The 11,863-nt window shown below is 55.3% G+C and carries 10 protein-coding genes; 5 read left to right on the top strand and 5 right to left on the bottom strand.

Annotation, left to right across the window (positions count from 1 at the left end):
- Positions 1-12 precede the first annotated feature (12 nt).
- Positions 13-330 (bottom strand): ATP-dependent Clp protease adapter ClpS, encoded by a 318-nt coding sequence (clpS, locus tag PGS10_RS04625; RefSeq protein WP_015367494.1) that lies wholly within the window; start codon positions 328-330, stop codon positions 13-15.
- 325 nt (positions 331-655) lie between these two features.
- Here clpS and cspD point away from each other — a divergent pair, with 325 nt between their 5' ends.
- Positions 656-877 (top strand): cold shock-like protein CspD, encoded by a 222-nt coding sequence (gene cspD, locus PGS10_RS04620; RefSeq protein WP_015367495.1) that lies wholly within the window; start codon positions 656-658, stop codon positions 875-877.
- Between the two features lie 68 nt (positions 878-945).
- Here cspD and macB read toward each other — a convergent pair whose 3' ends face one another.
- The 3 genes from macB to PGS10_RS04605 all read right to left on the bottom strand — a co-directional run bounded on the left by macB (position 946) and on the right by PGS10_RS04605 (position 5,817).
- Positions 946-2,892 carry a macrolide ABC transporter ATP-binding protein/permease MacB gene (gene macB, locus PGS10_RS04615; RefSeq protein WP_047078256.1) on the bottom strand — a complete coding sequence of 649 codons (1,947 nt, stop codon included), beginning with the start codon at positions 2,890-2,892 and terminating at the stop codon, positions 946-948.
- Positions 2,889-4,004 carry a macrolide transporter subunit MacA gene (macA, locus tag PGS10_RS04610; protein WP_316422488.1) on the bottom strand — a complete coding sequence of 372 codons (1,116 nt, stop codon included), beginning with the start codon at positions 4,002-4,004 and terminating at the stop codon, positions 2,889-2,891. The genes macB and macA overlap by 4 nt, the downstream gene beginning before the upstream one ends.
- Before the next feature lie 154 nt (positions 4,005-4,158).
- Positions 4,159-5,817 carry an ATP-dependent endonuclease gene (locus PGS10_RS04605; protein ID WP_316422487.1) on the bottom strand — a complete coding sequence of 553 codons (1,659 nt, stop codon included), beginning with the start codon at positions 5,815-5,817 and terminating at the stop codon, positions 4,159-4,161.
- A 395-nt stretch (positions 5,818-6,212) separates the two neighbouring features.
- Between PGS10_RS04605 and aqpZ the strand changes: the two genes are divergently transcribed.
- From aqpZ to hcr, 4 genes are all read left to right on the top strand, one after another.
- The gene (gene aqpZ / locus PGS10_RS04600; protein ID WP_015367500.1) at positions 6,213-6,908 is read left to right on the top strand and encodes an aquaporin Z; all 696 of its coding nucleotides are present in this window, start codon (positions 6,213-6,215) and stop codon (positions 6,906-6,908) included.
- Between the two features lie 117 nt (positions 6,909-7,025).
- On the top strand, positions 7,026-7,925 hold the full coding sequence (locus PGS10_RS04595; RefSeq protein ID WP_047065549.1) for a lysine exporter LysO family protein: 900 nt from the start codon (positions 7,026-7,028) through the stop codon (positions 7,923-7,925).
- A 143-nt stretch (positions 7,926-8,068) separates the two neighbouring features.
- A complete protein-coding gene (gene hcp / locus PGS10_RS04590) occupies positions 8,069-9,721 on the top strand; it encodes a hydroxylamine reductase (RefSeq protein WP_045396269.1) in 1,653 nt (550 codons plus the stop codon).
- An 11-nt stretch (positions 9,722-9,732) separates the two neighbouring features.
- Positions 9,733-10,701, top strand: a complete 969-nt coding sequence (hcr, locus tag PGS10_RS04585; protein ID WP_047049043.1) for an NADH oxidoreductase — start codon at positions 9,733-9,735, stop codon at positions 10,699-10,701.
- 644 nt (positions 10,702-11,345) lie between these two features.
- On the opposite strand, the gene PGS10_RS04580 is transcribed toward hcr, so the two are convergent.
- The gene (locus PGS10_RS04580; protein ID WP_289577042.1) at positions 11,346-11,780 is read right to left on the bottom strand and encodes a DoxX family protein; all 435 of its coding nucleotides are present in this window, start codon (positions 11,778-11,780) and stop codon (positions 11,346-11,348) included.
- Positions 11,781-11,863: the final 83 nt, after the last annotated feature.

The following is an 11,863-nucleotide window of genomic DNA, read 5'->3' as shown; positions in this document are numbered from 1 at the left end:
TCATGCCTGTAATCAGGCTTTCTCTAGCGTACACAGCAATGGATGCTCGTTCTCCTTCGCGTACTGGTTCACCATAGCGACTTTGGTTTCCGCAACTTCGGCGGTGAAAACGCCGCAAATCGCCTTACCTTCATAGTGAACCGTGAGCATCAGTTGCGTTGCACGTTCTACATCATAAGAAAAGAATTTTTGTAACACGTCAATAACAAACTCCATTGGAGTGTAGTCATCATTGACTAATATCACTTTATACATAGATGGTGGTTTAAGCGCATCACGAACTTCATCTTCTACCAGTTGATCGAAGTCCAGCCAATCTCTCTTACTCATCGTCAATGTTCGTCATCGGTTGCTGTTGCCAACAGGCCGCGGCCTGTCGATGATCTGAGGTTATGCACGTTACAAATCTACAATAGATCATAGATAACTATCATCTATTGCTTCCATCCGCGACGCCTGTCACATTCCCCAGCAATAGCGTTAACTGCTTCAAATTTTGACGCATTTTTCACCGTTCACCCTCGTCAATTGCTTGACGCATTTCCGTATTTCTCTAAATTGTACTGGCGAGAGTTGGCGAGCAATTGTACAACTCGTGACTCCCCTACCGGTTCATTCCATCTTACTTATAAAGATTTACGAAGGATGTCGAAGTATGGAAATGGGTACTGTTAAGTGGTTCAACAATGCCAAAGGGTTCGGTTTTATTTGCCCTGAGGGCGGCGGCGAAGACATTTTCGCCCATTACTCCACCATCCAGATGGATGGTTACAGAACGCTAAAAGCCGGGCAATCCGTTCGGTTTGATGTTCACCAGGGGCCGAAAGGCAATCACGCCAGCGTGATTGTTCCTGTGGAAGCAGAAACGGCTGCATAACTCTTTTGCTTCATTGTGTACATCCTGCTAATAAAATGCCAGTCCTTCTGACTGGCATTTTTATCTCATTACTCCCGCGCCAACGCATCCACCGGGTCTAATCGCGCCGCATTACGCGCCGGCAACCAGCCAAACAGCACCCCGGTTAACGTCGAACACAAAAATGCGGTCAACAGCGCCAGCGGCGAAAAACCGATTTCCCAACCGGGTAAGAACAGTTGCAGAATGAACGCGATCATCAACGACAAACTCACTCCGATGGCGCCGCCCACCAGGCAAACCAGTACCGCTTCAATAAGAAACTGCTGCAGTACATCCCGGGCCCGGGCGCCAACCGCCATGCGGATACCGATTTCACGGGTGCGTTCCGTGACTGACACCAGCATGATATTCATTACCCCAATCCCGCCGACGACCAGCGCGATCACCGCCACCAGGGTCAGGAACAGCTGTAAAGTATGTGTGGTCCTTTCCGCCGTTTTCAAGATGCTGTCCATATTCCAGGTGAAAACATCTTTTTTGCCATGGCGGAGTTCCAGCAACCGCACCAGCTGCTGCTCAGCGGCGGCGCTATCGTAGCCCTCCTGCACGCGGACGGTTATCGAGTTAAGCCACGATTGCCCCATCACCCGTCCGGCCATAGTGGAATAAGGCAGCCAGACGCGGAGAATTTTGCTGCTGCCGAACATCGATTGTTTCTCATCGGCCACGCCGACAATCGTCGCCGGCATATTACCGACCAAAATCACCTCGCCGACCACTTTTGCTTTATGGGGGAATAACTGGCGACGGGCGTTGCTATCCAGCACCACCACCTGCGCCCGGCTATTCAGCTGCAGCTCATTGAACGTATTTCCCTCGCTGAACGTCATGCCGTAAACGTTGAAATATTGCGCGCCAACGCCTTCGGCGCTGGCAGCCACGTCGATGTTATTGGCGCGCAGGCGCAGGCTTTTCGATACTGCCGGCGTTGCGGAGCTCACCCACGGCTGTTTTTGAATCGCCAGCAGATCGTCATATTTTAACGCCTGCTGATAACGCGGATCGTCGTCGCCGAAATCTTTGCCGGGATAAACATCGATGGTATTGGTGCCAATGGCGCGAATATCGGCTAAGACCAACTGTTTCGCGGCATCGCCGACGACTACGATAGAGACTACCGAAGCGATACCAATGATGATGCCAAGCATGGTGAGCAGCGTACGCATTTTATTCGCCGCCATCGCCCGCCAGGCCATCACCAGCGCCTCGCGAAAACCACCGCTGAACTGACGCCAGATGGAAGGCTCCGCACGGTTTTCGGCGCGAAGCACGCCGCCTTTCTCCAGCGATAACGGCGGTGGGTTACGCACAATTTCACCGTCACGCAGTTCGATGATTCTTTCCGCCTGCGCCGCGACCTGCGGGTCGTGGGTGACGATAATCACCGTATGCCCTTGCGCCTTAAGCTGATGCAGGATGGCCATGACCTCTTCGCCTGAGCGGCTATCCAGCGCCCCGGTCGGTTCATCGGCGAGGATCACCTCGCCGCCGTTCATCAGGGCGCGGGCGATACTCACGCGCTGCTGCTGGCCACCGGAAAGCTGCGAAGGGAAGTATTCCACCCGCTCGCCCAGCCCCAAACGAGAGAGCAAATCGCGCGCGCGTTCAAGGCGAACCCGTCGTTCTTTACCGGCATAGATGGCAGGAACCTCGACGTTTTGCGCCGCCGTCAGATGCGACAACAGATGGTAACGCTGGAAAATAAAACCGAAGTGCTCACGGCGTAGCCTGGCCAGTTCATCGCCGCTCAGATGCGCTACGTCGACCCCGGCAACCTGATAGGTGCCGCTGGTGGGCTTATCAAGGCAGCCAAGGATGTTCATCAGCGTTGATTTACCGGAACCGGAAGCCCCAACGATTGCCACCATTTCCCCGGCGGCAATACTGAGGGTGATGCCCTTTAGCACTTCAACTTCGCCGTCGCCCGAGGGGTAACTGCGGCGAATATCACGCAGTTCGAGCAGCGCCGTCATTTTGCCGCTCCGGGCGTGCTTTCGCTGATAATGACCTCATCGCCCTCTTCCAGCCCTTTCGCCACCGCCACATCGGTATCGTTACGCGCGCCGATAACAATTTCACGCTCTTTCACTTCCCCGTTGCGCAGCAGACGCAGGTTGTAGCGGTTATCGCCGATGGCATCGCCCAGCGCGCTGAGCGGAATAGTAATCACATTTTTCACTTCAGCCAGTTGGATATGCACCTGCGCGGTCATCTCAAGACGCAGGATCCCCTGCGGGTTAGGGACTTCAAAACGCGCATAATAAAATATGGCATCATTGACCTTTTCCGGCGTCGGCAGAATATCCTTCAGCGTACCTTCGTAACGGGTCAGGGGGTCGCCGAGTACCGTAAACCACGCCTTTTGCCCCGGCTTAAGATGGATTACGTCCGCTTCCGAAACCTGGGCCTTCACCAGCATGGTACTGAGGTCAGCCAGGGTCAGAATATTCGGCGCCTGCTGGGCGGCAATCACCGTTTGCCCCTGCAGGGTGGTAATTTGCGTCACTTCGCCGGACATCGGCGCCAGGATGCGCGTATAGTCGAGGTTGGTTTTCGCGGTGTCGAGGGTCGCCTGGTTGCGCTTGATCTGCGCCTCGATGGTGCCGATTTGCGCCTCTTTCACCGCCACATCGGTGGCGGCGGTATCCAGATCCTGGCGTGATACCAGCTGGCGCTGCGCCAACTGTTGCTGGCGCGCTAAGGTTACCTGCGCAAGCTTACGTTCGGCCTGCGCCTGTTTAAGCTGCGCCCGCAGTTCCATGAGCGTCGCTTCGACTTCTTTAATCTGGTTTTCAGCCTGCTCCGGGTCGATAACCCCCAGTAACTGGTCCTTCTGTACTTTATCGCCAATATTGACGCGCAGCGTCTTCAACTGGCCGCTAACCTGCGCGCCGACGTCGACTTTACGCAGCGCATCTAACTTGCCCGTCGCCAGTACGCTCTGCTGCAGATCGCTTTTACGCGCCACCAGCGTTTGATACTGCGGCAACGGCGCGTTCAGAATCCGCCATCCCCAGATAGCCGCAATAACCACCACCAGCGCCAACAGCCACCAGACTTTCCTGCGTTTTCCATTCAATGTCATAAAAAATTCCTGATCTATTCCCCGCAGCCCGGAAGATGATTCTAACGGAAGCGACGGCGAACAGAAGCCAGAATTTTAGCAATGCTTAATGTTTATTGATGTTGGGCTGCGGCTTTGTCTTGCGGCGTAACATGGCACGGTTTTCGCCGCTGGGCTAATCAGCGCGCCCGCGCGCCAGCCACAGCACGCGGGAAAACATCTTTTTCAGCAACGTCGGGACGGCGTCAATTCCCCGCCGCCCAGCCTCCATCGCGACCTCTATCGCCAGATCGGGTTTCGATGAACGATGTATGGCTTTAGTGATCACCCGACGCATGTTCATCGGCATATTATCCGGGATCTGCGCCACCCGATGATAAACATCGTCGAACCCCTGACGATACATAAAGTGTTCCATATCCATCGCCGGAAGCATGGTTAAGTGCACGCGTTCCAGTTCGTTATCGTTGTTGAGTAGCCCGCGCACCGTAGCGGCATACTTCTTACCGGCCTCATCGCCGTCAACCAGCACATGCCACTCAATCCCCATCCGGCGGGCGAATTTAATCAGCGGCTTAAGCCCGGACTGGGCAAACTCGATAACCTTCACCCCTTCAGCGTCGAAATGATGCCCGCACTGGCGCGCCAGTTCGTTGATAACCCAGGTTTCCGTTTCGCCTTCCACCAGCAACCAGCAGCGGGCGAACAGCGATGACGCGCGGTTGAAGCGAATGTGAAACGCAATGCGGCGACTATCTTCCGCATTCATCCCGCCGGGACCGAGCCGCCACGCCGAGACGCGGGACGATTCACGTACCAGCCGACACACCTGTTCAACCGGCGTTAACGACAAAAGTTCGCCGGAATTGGTTGTGGTGACTCGCTGCAGCGGCAACAGATTCAGTAAATGCCAGGCGACCGAAAGCATGATCGGATGCAGACGCGTTTCCGGGTCCTCAATCAGCAGCAGCGGCCGCGCATCGCGATCGAGGCGGACGGTCCCCTTCGCCTGCAATAAAGTGGAGAACAGTCCAAGCAGGATCACCCGGTGGCTACGACCGCCGGGTTTATCAATCATTCGGTTAATAATATCGAGATAGCGCCAGCTGCGTTGTTCATCATGAGAACGTCGGCGCATCAGGCGATTGCGGCTTTGCGCGCTGCTCTGCTCGGCGAAATAATGTTCTAGCAGTTGCACCATCGCCGATAGCCCTTCGCGGATTTGCCCATCGGTGAGATTTTGCGGGTGATTAACCAGCTCGCGGGAGAGAAAATCCAGCTGCCGGGCGGTAATTTCAATTTGCGGCGAATGCGGCACGGTACCGTTGTGAATTCGGCGCATAAAGCGGGCGTCGCGCAGGCGCAGCACCGGCATCAGGCGTACCAGGTGGCGCGCCAGATCGTCAATATCATGCAGCTCCAGCGCCTTTCCCTGGCAGTTAATAAAACTACGCAGGGTCATCACGCTGCCGTCATCCGCCAGCTCGCCCTCAAGGCGATAGAAAATACGCTGGTAGCCGTCATCGCACGGCACCCAGCAATCGCTAAGCGGACGAAAACGGCGCACGCGATGGCGCCCGGGTTCATTCTCGCGGAAAGTTAAAATGATATGTAGATGATGCTCCCGCCCCTGAATATCGCCGGGGGGAAACCAGAAGTCATCGCGCACGAAATGGTACAGGTCAAACTCAGGCGATAAAAGCAGCGTCAGAGCGTCCAGCAGGCTGGATTTACCCCATGCGTTTTCGCCGATTAGCACATTGTTTTGCTCGAGCATCAACGATAAACGGTTGATACCGCGAAATCCGACGATCTCTACACGCTCAAGATGCATATCCCCTCCGCCTGGCCCACATTCTCCTTCAGTAATCAGCAGTATAGCGAGGCGCAGACGACATGGCACCCCCTGCTTCCCACGCCGACAATGGAATCCAGAAGCAAATGAGTTTGTAAGGTATCGGCTCTTGATTTCATATAATTAATAAATTAATTCATCTTCGGTAGTAGTTTATTTTTCAGCGTTGTGTTCTACACTTGCATAAATCATGCATGGTGAAAGGAAAATCATCTCATTGCTCTAAATCAAATTACATCAATTTATTTAACTAGTCCGAGGGTGGCGTTCGTCCCTAAAATAGCGACGCTTTATTTTTATCGTCATCCTTTGCGTCGATAAATAAAGACCGGCACGTCATAACGTGTTCGTTTACATTATTATTTGAGGTGGTTATGTTCAGAAAATTAGCAGCAGAGTGCTTCGGCACATTCTGGCTCGTATTCGGCGGCTGCGGCAGCGCAGTGCTGGCAGCAGCGTTCCCGGAATTGGGAATTGGTTTTGCCGGCGTCGCCCTGGCCTTCGGTTTAACCGTATTAACCATGGCTTTTGCCGTGGGTCATATTTCCGGCGGTCACTTTAACCCGGCGGTAACTTTAGGTCTGTGGGCCGGCGGTCGTTTCCCGGCTAAAGACGTCATCGGTTATATTATCGCCCAGGTGGTCGGCGGTATTATTGCCGCCGCGGTGCTGTACGTTGTCGCCAGCGGTAAAGCCGGTTTTGACGCTGCCGCGAGCGGCTTCGCTTCAAACGGTTTCGGCGAACACTCCCCGGGCGGCTACTCGATGCTGTCCGCTATCGTTATCGAAATCGTGCTGACCTGCGGATTCCTGCTGGTTATCCACGGTGCGACCGATAAAAACGCCCCGGCGGGCTTTGCGCCGATCGCCATCGGCCTGGCGCTGACCCTCATTCACCTGATTAGCATTCCGGTCACCAACACGTCCGTAAACCCGGCGCGTAGCACCGCGGTCGCTATCTTCCAGGGCGGCTGGGCGCTGCAGCAGCTGTGGCTGTTCTGGGTGATGCCAATCATCGGTGGTATCCTCGGCGGCGTGCTGTACCGCACCCTGCTCGAAAAACGCGACTAATCCTCGCAAGAAGCCCGGCGATGCCGGGTTTTTTCTTTTTGCCGACAGCTTTACTCGGCCTGGCGAATTGGGTAGTGTCATTGGCGCTATTCTTAATTTGCAAGGACCTTGCCGTTCATGTTTTCGGGACTATTAATCATTCTGCTGCCGTTGATTGTCGGCTATCTGATTCCTCTGCGTCACCCTTCCGCACTGAAACTGATTACCCGGCTGCTTAGCTGGATTGTTTACGTCATCCTCTTTTTCATGGGGATTAGCCTTGCCTTCCTCGATAACCTCAGCAGCAATCTGTTATCAATACTGCATTACTCCGCGGTCAGCATTGTGGTAATTATTCTGTGCAATATTGCAGCACTGCTATGGCTGGATAAAAAAATGCCGTGGCGGGTTAAGCATCGTCCGGAAAAATTACCCTCGCGCCTGGCGATGGCTCTCGAGTCGCTGCAGCTGCTTGGCGTCGTGCTAATTGGTTTTCTGCTGGGGTTAAGCGGCCTCTCTTTTTTACAACATGCGACCGAAGCCAGCGAATATACTTTAATTTTCTTATTATTCCTTATCGGTATTCAGCTACGTAATAATGGAATGACATTACGGCAAATAGTCCTTAATCGTCGTGGCATGATTGTCGCGGTAGTGGTCGCAGCCAGTTCATTATTTGGCGGAGTGATTAATGCCCTTATTCTTGGTCTGCCCATTAAAACCGGTCTGGCGATGGCGTCCGGATTCGGCTGGTACTCCCTTTCGGGGATCCTGATGACCGAATCCTACGGCCCGGTCATAGGCAGCGCCACATTCTTTAACGATCTGGCCCGTGAGCTGCTGGCTATTATGCTGATCCCGGGCATGGTAATGCGTAGCCGCTCCACCGCGCTTGGGCTGTGCGGCGCAACCTCGATGGACTTTACTCTGCCGGTGCTACAGCGCTCCGGCGGCGTGGAAATCGTGCCTGCAGCCATCGTACACGGTTTTATCCTCAGCCTGCTGGTGCCGGTGCTGATGGCGTTCTTCTCAGCCTGATCCCCCTGTGGCGGTAGATCCCTACCGCCAAAATTGCGCTAAATCAATCTCCCTTTAAGTTGTATCAGAAATACCTTTTCTCCGTACAGACACAGGCATAACCTTAAACATGTATCTAAAATATAACTTTAAAGGGTGTGATCATGTTTTGTGTGCAATGTGAACAAACTATCCGTACGCCGGCAGGAAATGGCTGTTCTTACGCGCAGGGTATGTGCGGTAAAACCGCTGAAACCTCCGATTTGCAGGATCTGCTGATTGCTTCGCTGCAGGGGCTCTCCGCATGGGCCGTTAAGGCACGTGAATATGGCATCATCGATCATGAGGTGGATAATTTCGCCCCGCGCGCGTTCTTCTCTACTCTGACCAACGTGAACTTCGACTCGCCGCGTATCGTCGGCTACGCCCGTCAGGCGATCGCGATGCGCGAGGCGTTGAAAGCGCAATGCCTGAATATTGACGCCAACGCCGCCGTCGACAGCCCGGTCGCCGATCTGCAGCTGGTTAGCGATGATCTGGGCGATCTGCAACGTCAGGCGGCGGACTATACGCCAAATAAAGACAAGGCCGCGATCGGTGAAAATATCCTCGGCCTGCGCCTGCTGTGCCTGTACGGCCTGAAAGGCGCTGCGGCCTATATGGAACACGCGCACGTGCTCGGCCAGTACGACAACGACATTTACGCCCAGTACCATAAAATCATGGCGTGGCTGGGGACCTGGCCTGCCGATATGAACGCTCTGCTGGAATGTTCGATGGAAATCGGCCAGATGAACTTCAAAGTGATGAGCATCCTCGACGCCGGTGAAACCACGAAATATGGCCACCCGACGCCGACTCAGGTCAACGTTAAAGCCACCGAAGGTAAGTGCATCCTGATCTCCGGCCACGATCTGAAAGATCTTTATAACCTGCTGGAGCAGACCGAAGGTACCGGCGTTAACGTCTATACCCACGGCGAAATGTTGCCGGCGCACGGTTATCCGGAACTGCGTAAGTTCAAACACCTGATCGGCAACTACGGCAGCGGCTGGCAGAACCAGCAGGTTGAATTCGCCCGCTTCCCGGGCCCCATCGTGATGACCTCCAACTGCATCATCGACCCGACCGTAGGCGCTTACGACGATCGCATCTGGACCCGCAGCATCGTCGGCTGGCCGGGCGTCAACCATCTGGAAGGCGAAGATTTCTCCCCGGTTATCACCCAGGCGCAGCAAATGGCCGGCTTCCCGTATAGCGAAATCCCGCATCTGATCACCGTCGGCTTCGGCCGCCAGACGCTGCTCGGCGCGGCGGATACGCTGATTGATCTGGTCAGCCGTGAAAAACTGCGCCACATCTTCCTCGTCGGCGGCTGCGACGGCGCGCGCGGCGAACGTAACTACTTCACTGATTTCGCCACCAGCGTACCGGACGACTGCCTGATTTTAACCCTCGCATGCGGTAAATACCGCTTCAACAAGCTGGATTTCGGCGATATCGAAGGCCTGCCGCGTCTGGTCGACGCCGGTCAGTGTAACGATGCCTACTCGGCGATTATTCTCGCGGTAACGCTGGCGGAAAAACTGGGCTGTGGCGTAAACGATCTGCCGCTGTCGTTGGTACTCTCCTGGTTCGAACAAAAAGCCATCGTCATCCTGCTGACGCTGCTGTCGCTCGGGGTGAAAAACATCGTCACCGGCCCAACCGCGCCTGGCTTCTTCACCCCGGACCTGCTGGCTGTCCTCAACGAGAAGTTCGGTCTGCGTTCCGTCACTACCGTAGAACAAGATATGCAGCAGTTGCTGAGCGCATAAGGAGTCACCGCATGACAATGCCAACTCAACAGTGCCCGTGGCGAATGCAGGTTCATCATATTCAGCAGGAAACGCCGGACGTATGGACGATTTCGTTGCTGTGCCACGACTATTATCCCTATCGTGCCGGGCAGTACGCGCTGGTTAGCGTGCGCCATTCGGCGGATACGCTGCGCGCCTATACGCTCTCCTCAACGCCCGGGGTCAGTGAATACATTACGCTGACCGTTCGTCGTATTGACGATGGCGCAGGCTCACAGTGGTTAACCCGCGATGTGAAACGCGGCGACTATATCTGGCTGTCGGATGCGATGGGCGAATTTACCTGTGAAGATAAAACAAGCGATCGTTTTCTGATGCTGGCCGCCGGCTGCGGCGTGACGCCGATTATGTCGATGCGCCGCTGGTTGGCGAAGTACCGCCCGCAGGCGGATGTGCAGGTTATCTTTAACGTGCGTTCGCCGAAGGATGTGATTTTTGCCGAAGAGTGGCGTCAATACCCGGTCACGCTGGTGGCGGAAAACGACGCGACGCCGGGCTTTATCGCCGGGCGCCTCACTCGCGAGCTGTTGCAAAGCGTGCCGGATTTAGCCAGCCGTACCGTGATGACCTGCGGCCCGGCGCCTTATATGGAGATGGTGGAACAGGAAGTGACGGCGCTTGGCGTGACGCGTTTCTTTAAAGAGAAGTTCTTTACCCCGGTGGCGGAAGCCGCTTCCGACGGATTGAAATTCACTAAGCTGCAGCCGGCGAAAACGTTCTACGCGCCGGTCGGCACCACGTTGCTGGAAGCGCTGGAAAGCAATAAGGTACCGGTGACCGTCGCCTGCCGCGCTGGCGTCTGCGGCTGCTGCAAAACCAAAGTGGTTGCCGGCGAATACAGCGTTACCAGCACCATGACGCTGACCGATGCGGAAATCGCCGATGGCTACGTGCTGGCCTGTTCCTGCCACCCGCAGAGCGATCTGGTTCTCGCCTGAGGTTAAAATCCCCGGGGGCGCTACCGCTTACCGGGGCTACAGGGCCGTAGATACTGTTATCGGTTTGCAACGATTTTGGTCGGGGAAAACATGTGCTTTGTGTTAATTCTGAGCACATTGCGCTCCGATATTTCTTCTGCGTTATGCCCCTCATGGCGCAGGGAGCGTACAGGGGGCGGCCAGTCGCCGCCGCCCCCTGTACCCCCGGGCTCTGGCCGCCAAAATCGCCACTTCGTGGTACCTTCGACTTATCCCTGCAGGCTTCGGGTCGGGCCGAGGCAGCGTCCTTGCAAAACACGGCCCTCAGCCCGCATCCATGCGGGCTGCCCCGGCCTTCCGGGAACGTCTCAGCGATTTTGAGGCCGCCAACACCGACAGTTTCAGCCAGCATGGTGAATAAATTAAAGGCAGGCCGCACTGTTATCGGTTTGCAACTTTTTTAAGGATTTTCCCGGACGCGGCGCGTTGCGCCTTCTCCGGGCTACCAAATCGCATCGTGCTGTAGCCCCGATAAGCGGTAGCGCCACCGGGGGATTTTGAGATCACCAGCACCAATAGTGTCAGCCAGCGTGGTGAATAAATTAAAGGCAGGCCGCACGGACCGTAGGCCGGATAAGGCATTAATGCCGCCATCCGGCACTTTTTTACCGCCAGGCCGACTGACCGGCCAACGAATAACGCCCAGCCCCTAATAGCGCAATCGCCAACGCGCCGATAAAGAAATAGACCAGGCTTTCAATCGCCCATGCGCCGACGGCATCCAGCGCGAAAGTTTTACCCGTCCCAACCATCAACCAGGCGACCGCCATGGTGAACGCCAACATCAGCGCCGCCGGGCGCGTCAAGACGCCAAGAATAAGTAAACAAGGCGCGACGACCTCCCCCACCAGCACGCCGTAGGCAATGAACCCCGGTAGCCCTTTCGCGACCAGCATCCCGCTAATGCCATCCACGCCGTCGATTAGCTTATGCAGACCGTGAAACAACATTAAGCCGCCAACGGCAAGTCGTAACAAGAGTTTACCGGCATCTTCATGCGATAGCGTTTTATTTACTGTGTTTAACAATCCCTTAACCATTTGATGTGCTTCCTGTTTTACACCCTATGTGTTCCCAGAGTATGCGCAATATTCCGCCAATAAAACCAGCGAAAAATAAGGGG

The organism is Klebsiella sp. 141153 (assembly GCF_032601995.1).
GTDB lineage: Bacteria > Pseudomonadota > Gammaproteobacteria > Enterobacterales > Enterobacteriaceae > Klebsiella > Klebsiella aerogenes.
The sequence above is the reverse complement of the archived record's forward strand: the minus strand, read 5'-3'. Positions and strand labels throughout refer to the sequence as shown.

Bases quoted from the DNA above. Each gene is read 5' to 3' on its own strand.
- clpS (WP_015367494.1), bottom strand. From the start codon at position 330: ATGAGTAAGAGAGATTGGCTGGACTTCGATCAACTGGTAGAAGATGAA.
- cspD (WP_015367495.1), top strand. From the start codon at position 656: ATGGAAATGGGTACTGTTAAGTGGTTCAACAATGCCAAAGGGTTCGGT.
- macB (WP_047078256.1), bottom strand. From the start codon at position 2,892: ATGACGGCGCTGCTCGAACTGCGTGATATTCGCCGCAGTTACCCCTCG.
- macA (WP_316422488.1), bottom strand. From the start codon at position 4,004: ATGACATTGAATGGAAAACGCAGGAAAGTCTGGTGGCTGTTGGCGCTG.
- PGS10_RS04605 (WP_316422487.1), bottom strand. From the start codon at position 5,817: ATGCATCTTGAGCGTGTAGAGATCGTCGGATTTCGCGGTATCAACCGT.
- aqpZ (WP_015367500.1), top strand. From the start codon at position 6,213: ATGTTCAGAAAATTAGCAGCAGAGTGCTTCGGCACATTCTGGCTCGTA.
- PGS10_RS04595 (WP_047065549.1), top strand. From the start codon at position 7,026: ATGTTTTCGGGACTATTAATCATTCTGCTGCCGTTGATTGTCGGCTAT.
- hcp (WP_045396269.1), top strand. From the start codon at position 8,069: ATGTTTTGTGTGCAATGTGAACAAACTATCCGTACGCCGGCAGGAAAT.
- hcr (WP_047049043.1), top strand. From the start codon at position 9,733: ATGACAATGCCAACTCAACAGTGCCCGTGGCGAATGCAGGTTCATCAT.
- PGS10_RS04580 (WP_289577042.1), bottom strand. From the start codon at position 11,780: ATGGTTAAGGGATTGTTAAACACAGTAAATAAAACGCTATCGCATGAA.